This is a genomic window from Streptosporangium vulgare (assembly GCF_042428775.1).
GTDB lineage: Bacteria > Actinomycetota > Actinomycetes > Streptosporangiales > Streptosporangiaceae > Streptosporangium > Streptosporangium vulgare.
In genome coordinates this window covers 79,011-98,089 of sequence record NZ_JBHMBS010000022.1, presented here as the reverse complement: position 1 = coordinate 98,089, position 19,079 = coordinate 79,011, and the positions used below count along the sequence as shown (strand labels likewise).

13 protein-coding genes are annotated in these 19,079 nt (G+C 71.1%); 9 read left to right on the top strand and 4 right to left on the bottom strand.

Annotated features, from left to right (window positions below; genetic code table 11):
- Nucleotides 1-81: 81 nt before the first annotated feature.
- The 9 genes from ACFFRH_RS33250 to ACFFRH_RS33210 all read left to right on the top strand — a co-directional run bounded on the left by ACFFRH_RS33250 (nt 82) and on the right by ACFFRH_RS33210 (nt 14,904).
- Entirely contained in the window at nt 82-909 is an 828-nt protein-coding gene (locus ACFFRH_RS33250) for a sirohydrochlorin chelatase (RefSeq protein ID WP_344750175.1), read from the top strand.
- A 99-nt stretch (nt 910-1,008) separates the two neighbouring features.
- The gene (cobT, locus tag ACFFRH_RS33245) at nt 1,009-2,112 is read left to right on the top strand and encodes a nicotinate-nucleotide--dimethylbenzimidazole phosphoribosyltransferase (RefSeq protein WP_344750176.1); all 1,104 of its coding nucleotides are present in this window, start codon (nt 1,009-1,011) and stop codon (nt 2,110-2,112) included.
- A gap of 153 nt (nt 2,113-2,265) precedes the next feature.
- Complete coding sequence (gene cobA / locus ACFFRH_RS33240; RefSeq protein WP_344750177.1) at nt 2,266-3,498, top strand: uroporphyrinogen-III C-methyltransferase; 1,233 nt, start codon at nt 2,266-2,268, stop codon at nt 3,496-3,498.
- A gap of 2,105 nt (nt 3,499-5,603) precedes the next feature.
- Complete coding sequence (locus ACFFRH_RS33235; RefSeq protein WP_344750178.1) at nt 5,604-7,481, top strand: GTPase; 1,878 nt, start codon at nt 5,604-5,606, stop codon at nt 7,479-7,481.
- On the top strand, nt 7,478-9,118 hold the full coding sequence (locus ACFFRH_RS33230) for a GTP-binding protein (protein WP_344750179.1): 1,641 nt from the start codon (nt 7,478-7,480) through the stop codon (nt 9,116-9,118). Before ACFFRH_RS33235 ends, ACFFRH_RS33230 begins: the two co-directional genes overlap by 4 nt.
- Before the next feature lie 457 nt (nt 9,119-9,575).
- Nucleotides 9,576-10,562, top strand: a complete 987-nt coding sequence (locus tag ACFFRH_RS33225; protein WP_344750180.1) for a single-stranded DNA-binding protein — start codon at nt 9,576-9,578, stop codon at nt 10,560-10,562.
- Between the two features lie 744 nt (nt 10,563-11,306).
- Nucleotides 11,307-12,563 carry a GGDEF domain-containing protein gene (locus ACFFRH_RS33220; RefSeq protein ID WP_386161354.1) on the top strand — a complete coding sequence of 419 codons (1,257 nt, stop codon included), beginning with the start codon at nt 11,307-11,309 and terminating at the stop codon, nt 12,561-12,563.
- A 60-nt stretch (nt 12,564-12,623) separates the two neighbouring features.
- Complete coding sequence (ettA, locus tag ACFFRH_RS33215; protein ID WP_344750182.1) at nt 12,624-14,288, top strand: energy-dependent translational throttle protein EttA; 1,665 nt, start codon at nt 12,624-12,626, stop codon at nt 14,286-14,288.
- Between the two features lie 175 nt (nt 14,289-14,463).
- On the top strand, nt 14,464-14,904 hold the full coding sequence (locus ACFFRH_RS33210; protein WP_344750183.1) for an acyl-CoA thioesterase: 441 nt from the start codon (nt 14,464-14,466) through the stop codon (nt 14,902-14,904).
- Nucleotides 14,905-14,990: 86 nt separating this feature from the next.
- On the opposite strand, the gene ACFFRH_RS33205 is transcribed toward ACFFRH_RS33210, so the two are convergent.
- The 4 genes from ACFFRH_RS33205 to ACFFRH_RS33190 all read right to left on the bottom strand — a co-directional run bounded on the left by ACFFRH_RS33205 (nt 14,991) and on the right by ACFFRH_RS33190 (nt 19,010).
- The gene (locus tag ACFFRH_RS33205) at nt 14,991-16,532 is read right to left on the bottom strand and encodes a glycoside hydrolase family 13 protein (RefSeq protein ID WP_386161351.1); all 1,542 of its coding nucleotides are present in this window, start codon (nt 16,530-16,532) and stop codon (nt 14,991-14,993) included.
- Nucleotides 16,533-16,798: 266 nt separating this feature from the next.
- Nucleotides 16,799-17,197 (bottom strand): globin, encoded by a 399-nt coding sequence (locus tag ACFFRH_RS33200; protein WP_344750185.1) that lies wholly within the window; start codon nt 17,195-17,197, stop codon nt 16,799-16,801.
- A gap of 19 nt (nt 17,198-17,216) precedes the next feature.
- The gene (locus ACFFRH_RS33195) at nt 17,217-18,092 is read right to left on the bottom strand and encodes a mechanosensitive ion channel family protein (RefSeq protein WP_386161415.1); all 876 of its coding nucleotides are present in this window, start codon (nt 18,090-18,092) and stop codon (nt 17,217-17,219) included.
- Between the two features lie 633 nt (nt 18,093-18,725).
- Nucleotides 18,726-19,010: a hypothetical protein gene (locus tag ACFFRH_RS33190; RefSeq protein ID WP_326643182.1), complete on the bottom strand. Its 285-nt coding sequence runs from the start codon at nt 19,008-19,010 to the stop codon at nt 18,726-18,728.
- Nucleotides 19,011-19,079: the final 69 nt, after the last annotated feature.

Here is a 19,079-nt window from a genome sequence, read left to right as displayed (position 1 = left end):
GTCCATGGGGTGCCGTCATCGGATATTGTCGCGAGTCCCTACTGCGTAACCCCAGGTCAAGGTCATTGGAGTCCTGTTTCCATGAAACCGCCGCTGCTGCTCATCGGGCAGGGCTCGCACGACGACAATGGATCTGCTGAATTCGGTAGGTTCATCCATCGACTCCGCTGCCGCCTGGACCAGACGGCCGCGGACGTCTCCGGCGGCTACATCGCCAGGGCCAGGCCGCGCCTCAGCGACTCCGTCGCCTCGCTGGTCGCGCGGGGGCACCACCGGATGGTGGCCCAGCCGATGAGCCTCACCGGCGACGTGTGGCTCGGCGCGGACATTCCCGCCGCGATGGCTCGCGAGCAGGAGAGGCATCCCATGCTGACCTGCGACTACGGTCGCCCCCTGGGCTCCGACCCCCGCATCCTCGCGCTGCTCGCCGAGCGTCTGGCCGACGCGGCCGCCGAGGTCGCCAGTCTCCGCCTGGTCCCGGCCGCCGCCGGGGTGTTCGACGACGAGCCCGAGCACATCGAGATCGGCGAGACCGCCGTGGTCCTGGTCGGCGACGGCTCCACCAGTCCCGAGACGAACGCCGACGTGCACCGGGTCTCCCGCCTCTTCTGGGAGACCCACGCCCACGAGTACATGACCGTGGAGACGGCCTTCGTCTCCCTCACCCCGCCGGGGGTCCCCGGCGGGATCGAGCGCTGCCGCCGCCTCGGCGCCAAGCGCGTGATCGTCGTTCCCTACCTGCTGTTCGCCGGTGGCCTGCTCGACCGCGTCTGGGCACAGGCCATGGCCTACGCCGCCGGCCACCCGAACCTGGACGTCCGCTGCGCCGACGTCATCGGTGACTGCGAGGGCCTGGCCGACGTGGTCATCGAGCGCTACGAGGAGGCGCTCAGCGGCATCGCCTGGTGATCCCCGATCGCCCTCCGTTGCCTCCGGTGACCACGTGTGGCCCATGTGTGGCTTTTTGGTGCTTTTCCCGAAAAGTTGTTTCCAAGGGAGACTGATCACATGACCATCCTTGAGGAGACCATCGCGGCGATCCGTCCCGCGGACCCGGCCGCCGTCGCCGAGGCCCGCGCCCACCAGGACCGCCTGACCAAGCCCCGTGGCGCGCTGGGCGCCCTGGAGGACGTGGCGGTACGGCTGGCGGGGGCCGCGGCGGTCAACCCGCCGCCGCTCCCGGTGCCCGCGGCTCTGGCGATCTTCGCCGCGGACCACGGCGTCCACGCCAGGGGCGTGACCCCCTGGCCGCGGGAGGTCACCCTGCAGATGGTCGGCAACTTCCTCGCGGGCGGTGCCGTGGCCAACGCCTTCGCCGCCCAGGCCGGCGCCTCCGTGACGGTCGTCGACGTCGGCGTGGCCGCCGACCTCGACCCCGCGCCCGGCCTGACGATCAGCAAGGTCGCGTACGGTACCGCCGACCTGTCCCGGGGACCGGCGATGACCCCCGAGCAGGCGGTCGCGGCCCTGGAGGCCGGGATGGCCGTGGCCCGCGACCTTGTCGAGGCGGGTGCCCGCTGCCTGATCACCGGGGACATGGGCATCGCCAACACCACCGCCTCGGCCGCGCTGATCTGCGCGTTCACCGGTCACGACGCGGCCGTCGTGACCGGCAGGGGCACCGGTGTCGACGACGAGACCCTGGCGCGCAAGGTCGAGGTGGTTCGCGAGGCCCTCCGGGTGAACGGCCTGGAGCCCGAGTGGAACGGCGCCTCCGGGACTCTCGCCCCGGCCTCCGGGGTGTCCGCCCTGGAGACGCTGGCCGCGGTCGGCGGCCTGGAGCACGCGGCGATCGCCGGGTTCGTCCTCGCCGGAGCGGCTCTTCGCGTACCGGTCATCCTGGACGGTGTCATCGCGGGGGCGGCGGCGCTGGCGGCGGCGGCGCTCGCCCCCGACGTCGTCGACCACTGCGTGGCGGGACACCGCTCGGCCGAGCCCGGCCACGCGGTCGCCCTGGACCACCTCGGGCTGCGCCCCCTGGTCGAGCTGGAACTCCGGCTCGGCGAGGGCACCGGCGGCCTGCTCGCCCACCCCCTCGTCTGCGCGGCGGTCAGGGTGATGCACGAGGTCGCGACCTTCGATTCCGCCGGTGTGACGGACAAGGAAGCCTGATCTACGGAAGTCTTGAGCACCTGAGTTGACAGCGGTCAGCCCTTTCTTGACAGCTGTTAACACGGGAGCAGCGAAGAGGGCGCCGTTAGCCGGTAGGTTTACCTCTTAGCACGCCATGCTTCACAATTCCTCGCGAACGGGAGATCTGTCGCCATGTCGCCCTACCTGCTTGGCTTGCGCCTCTCTGGGCGGCGAGTGCTCGTCGTGGGTGGAGGGCGCGTCGCCCAGCGGCGGGTGCCGGCGCTGCTCGACGCGGGCGCCCTGGTCACCATCGTCTCGACGAGCGTCACGCACGCCCTCGACGACCTCATCGCGACAGGCCGGGTGACCTGGGAGGCCAGGCGCTACCAGGTCGGTGACGTCGACGGCGCCTGGCTGGTGCAGGCCTGCACGAACGACCGCGCGGTGAACGCCGCGGTGGCCGCGGAGGCCGAGGCCAAGCGCGTCTGGTGCGTACGCGCCGACGACAAGGACGCCTCGGCGGCCTGGACCCCGGCCAGCGGCAAGGTGGACGAGATCAGCGTGGCGATCACCGCGGGCGGCGATCCCCGCCGTGCCGCCGGGATCAGGGACGCCGTGGTCGGAGCCCTCAGGGACGGCACGGTCGACGCCAGGCGCAACCGCGCCAAGCCGGTGGGGGTCGCCCTGGTCGGTGGTGGGCCCGGCGACCCCGGCCTGATCACGGTCCGCGGGCGGCAACTGCTGGCGCAGGCCGACGTGGTCGTCGCCGACCGCCTCGCCCCGCAGGCCCTGCTCGACGAGCTCTCCCCGGACGTCGAGCTGATCGACGCCGCGAAGATCCCCTACGGCCGCTACATGGCCCAGGAGAGGATCAACGAGCTGCTGGTCGAGCACGCCAAGCAGGGCAAGTTCGTGGTCAGGCTCAAGGGTGGCGACCCGTTCGTCTTCGGCCGTGGCGGTGAGGAGATGCTCGCCTGCGCCCGCGAGGGCATCCCGGTCATCGTGGTTCCCGGCATCACCAGCCCGGTCGCGGTGCCCGCCGCGGCCAACGTGCCCGTGACGCATCGCGGCGTGAGCCAGGAATTCCACGTGATCTCCGTACATGTTCCGCCGGGCGACGAGAGATCCACCGTCGACTGGCCCAATTTGGCCAGATCCGGCGGCACGCTGGTGCTTATGATGGCGGTCGAACGGGTCGGAGCGATCGCCGAAACGCTGATCCATGACGGACGTTCGCCGGAAACTCCCGTAATGGTGGTACAGGACGGTACCCTTCCGACCCAACGCGCTCTTTACGCCACGCTATCCACTGTGGCGGAGCGCGTGAGCGCGGCTGGGATTCGGCCACCTGCGATCGTGATCGTCGGCGATGTCGTGAAGGTCGGCCAGGAGGTCGAGATGGTTCGAGCGGAGCGAGTACCGTGAAATCGGCGTCCAACAGGCCCCCTCACTCAGGTGGTGGCCGAGACCCTCGCCTTGCCGGCACCCCCCAGGAGCCACCCGACGACACCTCGTCGGATGACAAGGAATCCCCCGGCGAGCAGACGGTGACCTTCGGCGCCATCCGCGCCGACGACGACGCGGCTTCCATCCGCGCCCGCGGCCAGTTCCCCGGGCCCCAGCCCGGGACGGCCGCTCCCGGAGCGGCAGGCGGTCCCGCCGCGCCTCGGGGCAGGGTGGCGGGCCCCGCGACCCCGGGTGGCGTGACCGGTCCAGCCACACCTCCGGGCCGAACGTCGGCCATGCCCCCGGGCAGGACGGCGGGCCCCGCCGGGCCGGGCCGCGCAGGTGGTCCCGCCGGTGCCACCGGTGCCGCACCCCGGGCGGGGGCGAGCGATCCCACCTCCCCGCCCGCCTCCGAGGAGGCGATGGCGGCCTTCCGCGCCGCCGCCGCCGCTGCCCAGGCCAAGATCGAAGCCATCACCACCTCCCGTGAAGCGGCTTCCAATCCCACCGCTCCGCGCGTCCAGGGCGGCCGTCCGGCGAGCCCCTCACGGGGCGGCCCCGCCGCACCCCCGCCCGGTGCGGGCCCTCAGGGCACTCCCGGCTCCCGTGGGGGGAGCCCGGCTCCCGGTCAGGGTGCTCCCGGCTCTCGTGGAGGGAGCCCGGGGGCGGCTTTCGGACAGGGCGCTCCCGCCTCTCGCGGGGGCGGCCCCGTCGCGGCTCCCGGCCAGGGCGCTCCCGCCTCCCCGAACGTCCCCCGTCCGGGTGCTCCCGTCCCGCCGAGGGTTCCCCGCACCCCCGGCCCCGCCGCGCCTTCTTCGGGTGCTCCTGGTGTTCCCGGTGCTTCCCGGGGAGGCGCTCCCGGCTCTCGCGGGGGCGGCCCCGTCCCGGCTCCCGGCCAGGGCGCTCCCGGCTATCCGAACGCCTCCCGCGGCGGCGCTCCCGGCTCGCCCGGTGCCGCCCCCGGTTCCGCTGCTCCCCCCAGAAGCGGCCCGGCCTACCCGCCCGCGTCCCGTGGGGGCGGCCCCACCGCTTCTCCGGGCGTTTCCCGAGGGCAGGGCGCTCCCGGTCCCTCGGATGCCTCTCGCACGGACACCGCTCCCGGCGCTCCCGGCGCGCTCTTCCGCCCGGGTGCCCCCGTCCCGCCGAGCGTTCCCCGCACCCCCGGCCCTGCCACGCCTCCCTCCGGTGCTCCCGGCGCTTCCGCCTCCCCGGCCGCCGCCCCCGGCGCTGCTTTCCGCCCAGGCGCCCCTGTCCCGCCGGGCGCTCCCCGAGACGGGGACGTCGCCGACAGCGCACCCGGCGCGATTTTCCGCCCGGGTGCTCCGGTCCCCCCGAGTCCCCGTACAGGTGTCCCCGCCACGCCATCACACGGCGGCGCCGGGCGTGAGGCTCCGAGTGCCGCCCCCCGTGAGGTTCCGGGTCCCGCTGCCCCGGAAAGCGCCGATGCCTCCCGTACGGCCGAGGAGGTTCTTCCCCCTCGGCCCGGGAGCGGGGCACCTGACTGCGAGGACGAGCGGTCCCGGGCCGAAGGCGCTCCGCCCCTTCGCGCGAGCAGGACCGACGAGGAGCGGGAGCGGTCCGGGAAGAACGCGGAACGGGACGAGGTCGTCGTCATCCTCGACACGACCTCCGAGGAGCCGCGCGACGACTCCGGGAGCGGTGCGGAGAGTGACGGCGGCGACGGCGGGACACCTGGCGCCGGCCACGTCGAGGATCACGTCGAGGCCGGGCGGCCCCTGGCGGACGCCGAGGACGGTGAGACCGCCGAGACCTCGCGGGCCGATGACGCTCCCCGGGCCGATGCCGAAAGCGCCGACGGTGGCCGGAACGACGGCCGTGACGATTTCGCGTCCCAGGACGAACCCGCCGAGATCGACGACGATGACAGGACTCGCCCCGCTGCCGAGACTGATGGTACCGAGAGCGATGGCACCGAGACCGGCGACGCCGAGCCTGGCGGCGAGGTCGCGCGGGCCGTCGAGACCGGCGAGGGGTCCCGCCGTGCCACCGGCCCCACCGGGATCGACGACGGGGCCGAGAGCGGCGGTGAGGTTCGGCGTGATGCCGACACCGGCGTCGCCCCCGTGAGTGACGCCGAGACGCGGGACCGGAGCGAGGGTGACGAGGCCGGTGCCGTGGTCCGGGACGAGACCGGAACCGCCGACGGCGACGCGGAGGCCGAGGAGGAGGAAGCCCCGGGCGAGGAGGAGGCGCGAGGTGAGGACGGGGAGGCACGAGGTGAGGACGGCGCGGGTGCGCCGGGCGGCCGGACGCGGGAGGCCCCGCTTCCCGAGGCCGTCTCCGAGGCGCTGAGCAACGCGCTCACCGCCGTACGCACCGGTGTCACCGACCTCAGCTTCGGCTTGGACCTTCCCGGCGCGGAGGAGGCCAGGCGGGTCCAGAGCGAGATCCTGGCCCAGCTCGACGACTACGTGATCCCTCGCGTCCACACCAGCACCGCTCCCGCGCTCGTCGTGGTCGCGGGCTCCACCGGCGCGGGCAAGTCCACGCTCCTCAACACCCTGGCCAACGCCAAGGTCAGCGCGACCGGCGTGCGCCGTCCGACGACCGGGACGCCCGTGCTGGCCTGCCATCCCGACGACCACGAGTGGTTCGCCAAGGGTGACCTGCTCGGCAGCCTCCGGCGGCTCAGCGAGCCCGACCCCGAGGGTGCCTCCGGGGGCCTCGTGCTCGTCTCCACCGAGCGCCTCCCCGCCGGCGTGGCCCTGCTCGACACCCCGGACATCGACTCGGTCGTCGAGGAGCACCACGAGATCGCCCACCGCATGCTCGACGCGGCCGATCTGTGGATCTTCGTCACCACCGCCGCCCGGTACGCCGACGCCCCGGCCTGGCGGCTGCTCCGCCTGGCCAAGGAGCGCGGAGCCCGGCTGGCCATCGTGCTCTCCCGGGTCCCGCCCAGGTCCCAAGAGGTGATCAGCAAGCACTTCGTCAGGATGCTCACCGAGTACGGTCTCGGCGAGGTCGACCGGTTCGTCATCAACGAGAGCAAGGTCACCGACGGGATGCTCCCCGATCACGAGGTGAGCGAGCTGCGTCTCTGGCTGACCGAGCTGTCGGTCGACGACCGGCGCCGCGCGCAGGCCGTACGGGCGACCCTGGACGGGGTGCTGAACAGCTTCCGCACCCGTGTCCCCGCGCTGGCCAAGCAACTGGAGATCCAGGTCGCCTTCCGGAGGGACCTCCGCGGTGACGTGGACGGCGCCTACGCCCGCGCGCTGGCCGAGATCGACAAGAGCACCGGCGACGGTTCGCTGCTCAGGGGCGAGGTGCTCGCCCGCTGGCAGGACTTCGCCGGGTCCGGCGACCTCATGCGTACCCTCCACCTGCGCAGGCCGAGCCGTTTCGGCGGCAAGGCGAGCCAGCAGGCGCCCGAGCGGCTCAGCGGCCTGAAGTCCGCGCTGCGGGCGGGGCTGGAGTCGGTGGTCGTCTCGGCGGCGCACCGGGCCGCGGAGGAGGCCTCCTCGCGCTGGCTGAACCGTCCGGGCGCGCAGGAGGCCCTGGCGTCGGCGTCCGGCCTCGGCCGCGCGTCCGACGAGCTCCTGCGCAGAACCGGCCGGACCATCGCGGCCTGGCAGGATCACATCATCGAGCTGATACGCACCGAGGGGGTGACCAAGCGGTCGGTGGCCAGGGTGATCTCGTTCGACGTCGAGTCCCTGTCGCTGATCCTCACCATCGGGCTGCTCGGTTACGGCTCCTCGGACGCGCAGAACGGCACCGGGGCGCTCCCGCAGCGGCTGGTGCACGCGCTGCTCGGCGCAGAGTCACTGCGCAACATCGGCGTGAAGGCCCGGAGCGATCTCCGAGCCCGGATCGGCATGCTCTTCGACGACGAGATGGCGCGCTACACCCAGGCTCTCGACGGCGCGGGCATACCTGACGAATCCGCCGCCACCCGCCTTTACCAGGCAACGTACAACCTTGAGGTCGCCCGATGAGTGTTGGCACCACCCAGTCAGGCCAGGGTCTCGGCAGCCGGCTCGCCGCGCTGGCTCGGATCGTGGAGCTGGGGCCGGGCAAGGTCGAGCCCAAGCTCCTCACCGACTCGGGTCAGCTGCTGCTGCGCGCCGGTGACAGGCTCAAGCTCTCCTCCGACCACACCGTGGTAGCGCTCGCGGGGGGTACGGGCAGCGGCAAGTCGACGCTGTTCAACTCGATCTCCGGCCTGGAACTGTCGCCGACGGGGGTACGCCGCCCGACCACGGCCCGTACGCACGCCTGCGTCTGGGGCCTGGACGGCGCCGGCCCGCTCCTCGACTGGTTGCAGATCCAGTGGCGGCACCGCTTCGCGCGGGCCAGCGCCCTGGACCGGGGCGAGAGCCAGCTCCACGGGCTGATCCTGCTCGACCTGCCCGACCACGACTCCATCCGGGCGCTGACCGACACCGAGGCCGACCGGCTGATCCAGGTCGCCGACCTCGTCGTGTGGGTGCTCGACCCGCAGAAGTACGCCGACGCCTCCACGCACCGGCGCTACGTGACCGACCTGGCCGGGCACGAGGCGGTGACGATCTTCGTGCTCAACCAGGTCGACCGGCTCGACCAGGAGGAGCTGGCCGAGTGCGTCGCGGACCTGGACGGCCTGCTCCGCCGCGAGGGGGTCGAGCACCCCGTGATCGTCACCACCTCGGCGATCACGGGCAGAGGCGTCGACAACCTCAAGGGCGTCCTCGCCGAGACCGTCTCCAAGCGCAGGGCCGCGACCCAGCGGCTGGAGGCCGACCTCGGCCGGCTGACGCTCCGCCTCGCGAAGATCATGCCCGTCGACGGCGCGTCCGCTCCGCCCTCCTCCATCGACGACGCCCGCAGGATCGGCCTCACCGACGCCCTCTGCGACGCGGTCGGCGTCCCAGCGGTCGGCGAGGCGATGGAGAACGTGTACGCCGCGAGGTCCGGCGAGTGGGTCGGCTGGCCCTACACCCGCTGGGCCGCCAAGCTTCGTCCCGACCCGCTGAACAACCTGCGTCTGGGCGATCTGAGAGACGAGATCCACGGCCTGACCGGCGGCTCGGTCAGCGCGCAACCCGCCGAGGTGGACACCGCCGTCCAGGCGCTCACGGACGGCCTGAGCTCGGGTATGCACGAGGCGTGGCAGAACGGGATCAGGGACGCCGCGCGTTCCCGCTCCTCACAGCTGCCGGAAGTGCTCTCCGAGGAGCTGTCGGAGGTCGCGCCGCGCCTGGACAGGGTTCCGGTCTGGTGGCGGTTGCTCCTGGCCTGGCAGTACTTTCTGGTCCTGCTCTTCGTCGCGGGCCTGGCCTGGGTCGGTACGGCTCTCGCCTATGGCGTGTTCGGCGCGGGGAGCCCGCCGGAGGGGCTGGAGGTGTTCGGCGACGCCGCCTCGCTGCCGTGGGTCGGATTGATGATCTTCTCCGTCCTGGGGCTCGGCCTGCTCACCGCGATGGCCAGCCGCAACTTCGTCGTGCTCGGCGCGGGCAACGAGCGTGACGCGCTGGAGCGCGAGATGCGCCGCAGGGTCGCCGGGGTCGCCGAGAGCATGGTGATCGAGCCGGTGGAGCGGGAGCTGACCCGCTATAACGAGTTCTACTCGGCCATGCGGGGCCTGCGGGGCTGATCCGTTCTCCTCTCCCTGTTCGGGGGGAGTGAGACCGCTCGGGTGGGTGAGACAGCTCGCCCAGGGGTGGGTGAGACGGTCTTCCGCGCCTGGAGTGAGCGAGGCCGGTCCTCTCCGTTCGGGGTGGGGGCCGGTTTTCCCTTGTCCGGGCTTGTTCGGGCGTGCTCGGGCTTGTTAGGGCTTTGCTCGGGGGGGGGGGGGGGGGGGGGGGGGTCGGTCCTCCTCGCTCCGAGTGAGGCCGGTCCTCCTCGTCCAGTGGTGAGTGAGGCTTGATCCTCTTCCCTCTTCCTTCCCTCTTCCCTCTTCGCTCGGAGTGAGCGAAGCCGGGTTGTCCACAGTTCTCGCACGTGCCCGGGGCTTGTCCACAGAGCGCGATTCGGTAATCCGTGCGGGGGGTGGGCCGGGCCATCGTGTCTTCCATGCCGCCGGCACTCGGCCGGCTCTCATGGGAGGCACGATGAACGACATCTACGTAACGCTGACCGGTAACGTCGCGGCCCCGCCGCGCCAGCACACCTTCCCCGACGGCTCCCGGGTGACCTCGCTCAAGATCGCTTCAACGAGCCGTTACTTCGATCGCGAGAACCAGCAGTGGCGCAACGGCGAGACGACCTACTTCGGCGTCCGCTGCTTTCGCGGGCTGGCCGACAACGTCGCGCAGTCGGTCCATCTGGGCCAGCCGGTCGTGGTCCAGGGGCGGCTGCGGATCCGCGAGTTCACCCACGAGGGGGAGCGCCGCTTCATGCCCGAGGTGGAGGCCAACTCGCTCGGTCACGACCTGCGCTGGGGGCTCGGGAGCTTCACCAAGCCGCAGCGCGGCGGGCCGGTCGCGGCTCTCGGCAGCGCGGAGCGGATCGAGCTCGATCGGGAGACCTCCGACTGGGCGATGAGCGGTGGCGCCCCCGTCGCGGCCGGAGCCACCGGTGCCCTGTCCCTGCTGAAGACCGGCTTCGACGACCTGGGGACCGGCCCCGACGACGAGACGTCCGCGCCGCGCGAGACGGAGATCACGCCGGGCGGTGAGGCCGCCGAAGACGGTGTGACGCTCGGGGAGGCCGCCCACCCCAGGGACACCACCCACCCCGGGGACACCACCCAACTCGGAGACGTCATCGATCTCCGAGACACTGCGGATCTTTCAGGGGCCGCGGATCTCCGAGAGGCCATCGACCCCGGAGAGGCCGCCGAGGTGCCGCCGCGCGGGGCGGACCGTGAGTCTGTCCGGCAGGATCACGAGCCTGCCGGGAAGGAGCCGGTGGAGGGGGAGACCATGGCGAGGCGAGGAAGGGCGGGCAGGAGCACGACGAGGCGGCAGGACGCGGCGGGGGCGAGAAGGTCGGGCACAGGGGCCGGGACGGCCGGGGGTGTGCCGGATGGGATGAGGATCCACCCGGATGCGAGTGATGAGGCGCCCTGGCCGACAGGGGAGAGCCTGGCGGCCTGAGCCGCTTCCCGCTGGGAGGTCCGGGCCGCGGGCCTTCCAGTGGACCGGTGTTCAAGACCGGGTCGCCGGTTCGGGCGGGGAGTTGAGAGAGGGCAGGTGACCGCGAGCCGGAGGAAGACGCGGAGAGCCAGGAAGGCGGGGCCAGGAGCGGGAGCCAGGAAAGCGAAGGGCCAGGAAAAAGCGAGGCGGGCTGGCGGAAAGCGAGACCAGGAGGGAGTCGAGACGGGCAGGGGGGAGGGAGACAGAGGCAGGGAGAGAGGGGGCAGGGAGATGAGGCGGAGGAGAGGAGTGGGAGAAGCGGGGAAGTGGGGAAGCGGTGGTGAGTGGTGGGGACCGGGATAGGGGGTTCGCATGGGCGGAGCGGCTGACGGAGCAGGGGCCTCGCGGAGAGGGGCCTGGGGCGGGCTGAGTGAGGGGGCATCGGCCGGACGCGGTCGGTGTCTCGCCGCGACAGCGCGGTGACGCCGAGATAACCGGCCGATGGTCTTGCCCGTGTCAGATGCCGAGACACCTGTTAGGTCCAGGTCACGCCCCGCAGCATGGCTTGCTCCTTTCCCACACGGCCCGCTCGCGAGCGAGCGGTTTCCAAGACGTGGATCAGCCGGTGGGCTGACTCACTCTGTCAAAGGTAGCGGTTACCATCGCGCGTCGCACACTCCGCAACTATTGTGTTACACATCGTTAGTCGGAGAGGGGGACGACATGGCGGCTCCCAGTCACACGTCGGTCAAACCGCGCGACGGCATGACACCCTTGGTCGATCGGTGGCCCCTGCTGGGGCAGCGTCGCCCGCTGGTCGGCTACCTCTGCGGGATAGTAGCGCTGGATCTCGCCGCGATCGTGTTCTTCTCGATATCCGGTGTTTTCCGCTGGTCCGATGTGCTGACCTTCACCGCGCTGATGGCGTGCGGGGCCGTGTGCATCGAGGCCACCCGGAGACTCGGCATGCCCGCGGGCGTCTACCGTGATCTGCTTTCCGCCTGGTGGCTGCCCGCCGCGCTGCTCCTCCCGCCCCTCTACGCGCTCCTGGCGCCCATCCCGCTCCAGTTCCTGTTACAGAAGCGGGTGCGCGCGACGGTGGTCTACCGGCGGGTCGTCAGCTCCGCGGCGATCGGCCTGGCCGGATGCGCGGCCTCCCTGCTCTTCCACGCCGTGGTCGGCGACCTGAAGGCGCTGACCAGGGGTGAGGGAGGGCCGATCCTCGTGGCCATCGGCTGCGCGGCCCTGTTCACAGTGATCAACACCGCGCTGATCGCCGTCGCCGCGCACACCGCCGACCCCGAGAGCCGCTGGCGGGAGGTCCTGTGGAACCGGGAGAACCTGCTCCTCGACGTCGTCGAGCTCTGTCTCGGCGTCCTCGTCTCCATCACCTGCGGGCTCAACCTGGCCCTGCTGGTCCTGGCGCTGCCCCCGGTGGTGCTGCTGCAGCGCAGCCTGCTGCACGCCCAGCTCCAGGCGGCGGCCCGCACCGATCTCAAGACGGGCCTGCTGAACGCCGCGGCCTGGCAGCGGGAGGCCGACACCGAGATCGTCAGGGCGCGTCGCACGGGGGAGACGCTCGCGTTGCTGATCGTCGACATCGACCATTTCAAGAGGGTGAACGACACCTACGGCCACCTGATCGGTGATCAGGTGCTCGTCGGGGTGGCCGACACCGTCCGCAGCCAGTTGCGTGACTACGACGTGGTGGGCCGGTTCGGCGGCGAGGAGTTCGTCGTCCTGCTGCCCAGGGCCGACGTGACCGAGGCCCGCAGGGTCGCCGAGCGACTGCGCTCCCGGGTGGGGCGGATGGCGGTTCCCGCCGACGAGAACATGATCACCGTGACCATCTCGGTCGGTGTCGCGATCATGAGTGTGCACGGAGACGACCTGATCGAGCTGCTCGCCGCGGCCGACCTGGCTCTTTACCGTGCGAAGGAGCTCGGTCGCGACCAGATCTGCCTGCCCGCCACCGTCGTGCCCCCGGCTCGCAGGCCAGGATCCGAGACCACCCCCGGCTGAACTCCCAAGCCCTGTCCCCGCCCGCCCCTAGCTGAACTCCCCAGGCCCTAAACTAAAGGCATGCCGGAGTACATCTACACACTGCAGCGCGTGCGCAAGGCGCACGGCGACAAGGTCGTCCTCGACGACGTGACGCTGTCGTTCCTGCCGGGCGCCAAGATCGGTGTCCTGGGCCCCAACGGCACCGGAAAGTCGACGCTGCTGAAGATGATGGCGGGCCTGGAGCAGCCGTCCAACGGCGACGCCCGGCTCATGCCCGGCTTCACCGTCGGCATGCTTCAGCAGGAGCCCCCCCTCAACGAATCCAAGACCGTCCTCGGCAACGTCGAAGAGGGTGTCGCCGAGACCAAGGCGATGCTCGACCGCTTCAACGAGATCGCCGAGCTGATGGCCACCGACTACAGCGACGATCTGCTCAACGAGATGGGCAAGCTCCAGGACGCCCTCGACCACCGCAACGGCTGGGATCTCGACAGCCAGCTGGAGCAGGCGATGGACGCCCTCCGCTGTCCCCCGCCGGAGGCCGAGGTCACCCAGCTCTCCGGTGGCGAGCGCCGCCGGGTCGCCCTCTGCAAGCTGCTCCTGGAGCAGCCCGACCTGCTGCTGCTCGACGAGCCCACCAACCACCTCGACGCCGAGAGTGTCCAGTGGCTCGAGTCGCACCTGGAGAAATACCCGGGCACCGTCCTGGCCGTCACCCACGACCGCTACTTCCTGGACAACGTGGCCAACTGGATCCTGGAGCTCGACCGGGGCCGCTGCCACCCCTACGAGGGCAACTACTCCACCTACCTGGAGGCCAAGGCGGCGCGGCTCAAGCTTGAGGGCCAGAAGGACGCCAAGCGCAAGAAGCGCCTGGAAGAGGAGCTGGAGTGGGTCCGCTCCAACGCCAGGGCCCGCCAGACCAAGAGCCGGGCGCGTCTCCAGCGCTACGAGGAGATGGCCGCCGAGGCCGACAAGCACCGCAAGCTCGACTTCGAGGAGATCCAGATCCCGCCGGGCCCGCGCCTGGGGACCACGGTCATCCGGGCCGAGAAGCTCACCAAGGGCTTCGAGGAGCGGGTCCTGATGGAGAGCCTCTCCTTCGACCTCCCGCGTAACGGCATCGTCGGCATCATCGGCCCGAACGGCGTCGGAAAGACGACCCTGTTCCGGATGATCACCGGCAGCGAGACGCCCGACAACGGCGAGATCGTCATCGGCGACACCGTCAAGATCTCGTACGCCGACCAGAGCAGGGGCGGGATCGACCCGTCCAAGAACGTCTGGGAGGTCGTCTCCGACGGGCTCGACTACATCAAGGTCGGCCAGGTCGAGATGCCGTCCCGCGCCTACATCGCCGCGTTCGGGTTCAAGGGCCCGGACCAGCAGAAGAAGGCGGGCATCCTGTCCGGCGGAGAGCGCAACAGGCTCAACCTGGCGCTCACCCTCAAGCAGGGCGGCAACGTGCTGCTGCTCGACGAGCCCACCAACGACCTCGACACCGAGACGCTCTCCAGCCTGGAGAACGCGTTGCTGGAGTTCCCGGGCTGCGCGGTCATCACCTCGCACGACCGGTGGTTCCTCGACCGCATCGCCACCCACATCCTCGCCTGGGAAGAGGGCTCGAACTGGTTCTGGTTCGAGGGCAACTACGCCGACTACGAGAAGAACAAGATCGAGCGTCTGGGTGCCGACGCGGCCCGGCCGCACCGCGTCACCTACCGCAAGCTCACCCGCGACTGATCCCGGTCCCGGAGACCGCTCTGGTCTCCGGTCCGGGGCGCCGCACCCGGCCGAGGCCCGCCCGCGACGGGTGCGGTTCAGGCCGGGTGCGGTCCGGCCGCGACCGGCACGCTTCCGACGAGCCCCCGATGCCCCGCCGTGCGGCGGGCGCCGGGGGCTCGCTACGGTTCTGGGTGTGTTTGGACAGAGAATCGCGGACGATGTCGGCCGTGGTCACCGGCATGTGTTCCCCAGGGCCGTCAGGTTCGCCGACATCGACTCGCTGGGACACGTCAACAACGTGCGGTTTCTCGACTATCTGGAGGACGCGCGGCTGGCGCTGTTCCATGTCGACCCTCACCGCGAGGGCAACGAGCCGTTCAGGGGGCTCGTGATCGCCCGGCACGAGATCGACTACCTGCGTCCCCTCACCTTCCGCCCCGATCCGGTCCGGGTGGAGTCGTGGGTGACGGAGATCCGGCCGGTGCGCTTCACCCTCGCGTACGAGATCCGCGACGATGAGGAGATCTTCGTCACGGCCCGCTCGGTGCTCGTGGCCTACGACGTGGCGAGGGCCTCCCCGCGACGGTTCAACCAGGATGAGCTCGCCTATCTGGGCAGGTTCGCCGACGCCTGAGGCCGGGCGGCCTCGCCGTGGCGCGTTCGCCCGTCCGGTGTGCGGGCCGCCCGCCCGCGACGGGCGGGCGGCCCGCACAGGGAGCCTCAGGCGTCGGGGGTGTACAGCCAGGCCGCGGTGTCCGGCAGGAGCAGGTGACCGTCCACCGGGGCGCTGCCGATCAGGACGCGCTCGTGCGACGGCAACCGCACCGACTCGGAACCGCAGTTGATGACGCAGGTCAGGGGACCTCGGCTGAAGATGAGGGCGTCCTCGGAAGAGTCCACCCAGGTGATCTCGTCGGGCAGCGTGCCGCGCAGCTCGCGGCGGGCGCGCAGGGCCTCCTGGTAGAAGCTGAGCGTCGAGCCCGGGTCGTTCGACTGGCGCTCGGCGGAGAGCACGACCCACTCGACCGGCTGGGGCAGCCAGGGCCGTGTCCCGTCGGGCGAGAAGCCGTAGGGCTCGGCCACGCCGGACCAGGGGATGGGGACCCGGCAGCCGTCACGGCCGGGCAGCTCTCCCTTGGAACGGGCGAAGATGGGATCCTGGCGGGCCTCCGGGGGAAGATCCTTCACCTCGGGGAGGCCTAGTTCCTCCCCCTGGTAGAGATATGCCGAGCCCGGCAGGGCGAGCATGGCGAGCAGGGCCGCACGGGCCCGGGAGAGGCCCGTCGTGGAGTTGGTCAGACCGTTGCCGTACCGGGTCACGTGGCGGACCACGTCGTGGTTGGAAAGCACCCAGGTGGGAGCGGTCACGGCGGCCAGCGTGTCATCGATGATCTTCTTGAACGCGGGCCCGGACCAGGGCGCCTCCAGCCAGGCGAAGTTGAAGCTCTGGTGCAGCTCGTCGGGGCGGACGTACAGGGCTAGATCCTCGGCGGAGTCGGTCCAGACCTCGCCGATCGCCATCCGCTCGCCCTCGTAGGAGTCGAGCACCTTGCGCCAGTCGCGGTAGACCTCGTGCACCTCCGGCCGTCCCCAGATCGGCGACTCGGCCTTGAACGCCTGGTCCTCCGGCGGGGTGTCCGGCAGCCCCTCGGCCTTGTACAGGCCCATCGCCACGTCGATCCTGAACCCGTCCACTCCCCGGTCGAGCCAGAACCGCAGCACGTCCAGGAACTCGGAGTGCACCTCGAGGTTGCGCCAGTTGAAGTCGGGCTGCTCGGGGGCGAAGAGGTGGAGGTACCACTGCCCGTCGGGAGCCTTGCTCCAGGCAGGGCCGCTGAAGGTCGACTGCCAGTTGTTGGGCGGCAGGTCCCCGCCGTCGCGGAAAACGTAGCGGTCGCGTCCCTCGCCCCGCAGCGCGGCCTGGAACCACTCGTGGGCGGAGGAGCTGTGGTTCGGGACGATGTCGACGATCACCCGCAGCCCGAGCCGGTGCGCCTCGGAGACGAGCTCGTCGAAGTCGGCGAGTGTGCCGAAGAGCGGGTCGACGTCGCGGTAGTCGGCCACGTCGTAGCCGCCGTCGGCCATGGGGGAGCGGTAGAAGGGGGTCAGCCAGATCGCGTCCACGCCGAGTTCGGCGAGGTACGGGAGGCGCTGCCTGATGCCGGGCAGGTCGCCGACGCCGTCTCCGGAGGCGTCGGCGAAGCTGCGAACATAGATCTCGTAGACGACGGCGTCACGCCACCAGGGGGTTTCCATGTGCATGGGTTGCCCCCGCGCGGTGGGGTTTATGCGTCACGGCCCCCTGCCGTGCGGTGTTTGTGCGCCGGGGCGTTGGCCGTGCGGTGTCCGCGCGGCGGGGCGTTGGCCGTGCGGCGGTCCGCGCGTCGTGTCCCGGCCACGTGGTGATGCCCGCGTCGTGGCCCCGGCCGCGTGGTGATGCCGGAAACCACGATCATGCGCCGGCCCGCGCGCCGGGGAGCCTGACCACGCGGTGATCTACGCGCCGAGGACCCCGATCACGCGGTGACTCACGCGTCGGGGGCGTTGACCATGCTGTGCGCCGCGTACACCAGGTAGTCCCAGAGACGCTTCTCCAGGTCGTCGGGGAGCTCCAGGGAGATCACCGCCTCGTGCATCCGCTGGAGCCAGGCGTCGCGCTCGGCCGAGCGGATGACGAACGGGTTGTGCCGCATCCGCAGCCGGGGGTGGCCGCGCTGCGTGCTGTAGGTGTTGGGACCGCCCCAGTATTGGATGAGGAACAGGCGGAGCCGCTCCTCGGCGCCTTCGAGGTCGTCCTCGGGGTACAGCGGCAGGAGGATCGGGTCGGCCGCCACTCCCTGGTAGAAGCGGTGCACCAGACGCCTGAAGGTCTCCTCGCCGCCAACGGCGTCGTAGAAGGACTGGGGTTCCTCGGGGGTAGCGGACACGGCTCCAGCCTAATTGACGTCAGGCGGCGATCGTGATGTCGGCCCGGTCGAGGGCGGCCTTGATCCGCAGGCGGAGCTCGCGGGCGACCTCCGCCTGCCGGGAGGGGATGGTCTTGGCGCTGACCCGGAAGATGATGGCGGTGTCGGAGATCTGCTCGATGCCCCAGACCTGCGGCTCCTCGACGATGATCGAGTCGCGGAAGGCGGGCTCGTTCCACATCTCGTCGGCGACCTCCTTGAGCAGGTCGCGGACCACCGGGATCTCGGAGGCGTAGGCCACCGGCACGTCGACCGTGGCGCGCGACCAGCCCTGCGACTCGTTGCCGACCCGGGTGATCGTGCCGTTGCGGATGTACCAGACCCGGCCGTCGGCGTCGCGCAGGCGGGTGATGCGCAGGGTGACCGCCTCCACGGTGCCGATCGCGGCGCCCGCGTCGATCACGTCACCCACGCCGTACTGGTCCTCCAGGAGCATGAACATGCCGGCGATGAAGTCCTTGACGAGCTCCTGGGCGCCGAAGCCGATCGCCACGCCCAGGATGCCGACGCTGGTCAGCAGTGGGGCGATGGGGACGGAGAGGCGTTCGAGGACGGTCAGCACGGCGGTGCCCAGGATGATGATCGAGGCGATGTGCCTGAGCACCGAGCCGATGGTCTCCGCCCGCTGCCTGCGCCGCTCGGCCACGATCGCGTCGAGGCCCTCGGGGGTGACCGTCTCCCTGCCGCGCAGCCGCCCCGCCAGGGACGGGCGCTCGGCGGACGCCCGGCGCACGATCCGGCCGATCAGCCGGTGCGCCAGGTTGCGCAGGATCAGCGCGATGACCACGACCAGTGTGATGGCGATCAGCCACGCGATCGCGGGGGCCACCCAGGCGACGGCCGCGGGCATGAGCATCTTCACGAAGTCGCAGATTACCCCACCGCCGTTCCCGCATCCCTGTGTCAAACCCGCGCTCATGTCGAGAAGGTTCTCGACGACGACTTCCGGACCTGAGGTCGGGGTGACGCTGGGGGTGGGAGTGGGCGTGGGGGAAAGCAGGAACACGGAGTGGATCCCTCTCGGATCGGATCGACAGGCAGACCGGATGAGTCATGCGACCCATCCATATTGCCGATCGAACCGGCCTCCGTCACATCACGCCGGGGAAGACGGGGACATCCTGGTCCAGGGCCGCGGGGGCGGACCCGGATGCCCCGGTGACGGGACGACCCGGACGGGGCACGCACCCGGAAGCGTGTCCCGTACCGTTCCCGAAAGGGATCCCTCCGGTCACCGCCCGGACGAGATACCGGACGGCAGCCTGTGCTTTACAGCAGTTCGTGGGCCTCGGCACGCGAGAGCCTTTTGCGTTCCGACCGCTTTCCCGACGTTTCCCCAGGTGGGAGTTCGCGCGTGTCGGCCGGACGATTCGGAGCCGGCGGGGTGCCCAGCGTCCGAGGACGCTCCGCACCGGTCACCCCGCCGGCTCCGCCGAGCCGCGGCAGGCGCGGCACACCGGGCGGGTGAAGGCCCGTTGTGCCGCTCACCTCACTCTCCTACCGCGGCGAGTACGCGTGCGACCTTGGTCGCGGCACCGGCGGGATCCTCCACCGTGTGCATTCGTTCACCCCAGGACCACCAGTAATACCAATCCCGATGGCTGGGGGCGGCCTGCGCCCGGCAGGTGACGTTCTCCGCCAGGCTGGTCGCCTTCGGATTGATCACGCGCACGAACGCACGGCCCGAGTGGGTCCGCACCACGCGGGCGTGCAGCCCGCGGCAGTCAAGCTCCGTCACCAGTCGCTCAAGGTGCCGGAAATCGTCTTCACCCACCTCGTCCCTCCTCGTGGTCTCGGCTCGCCGGCACCGAATCGTGTTCGTTCGATCACGCTTACGGTGCTG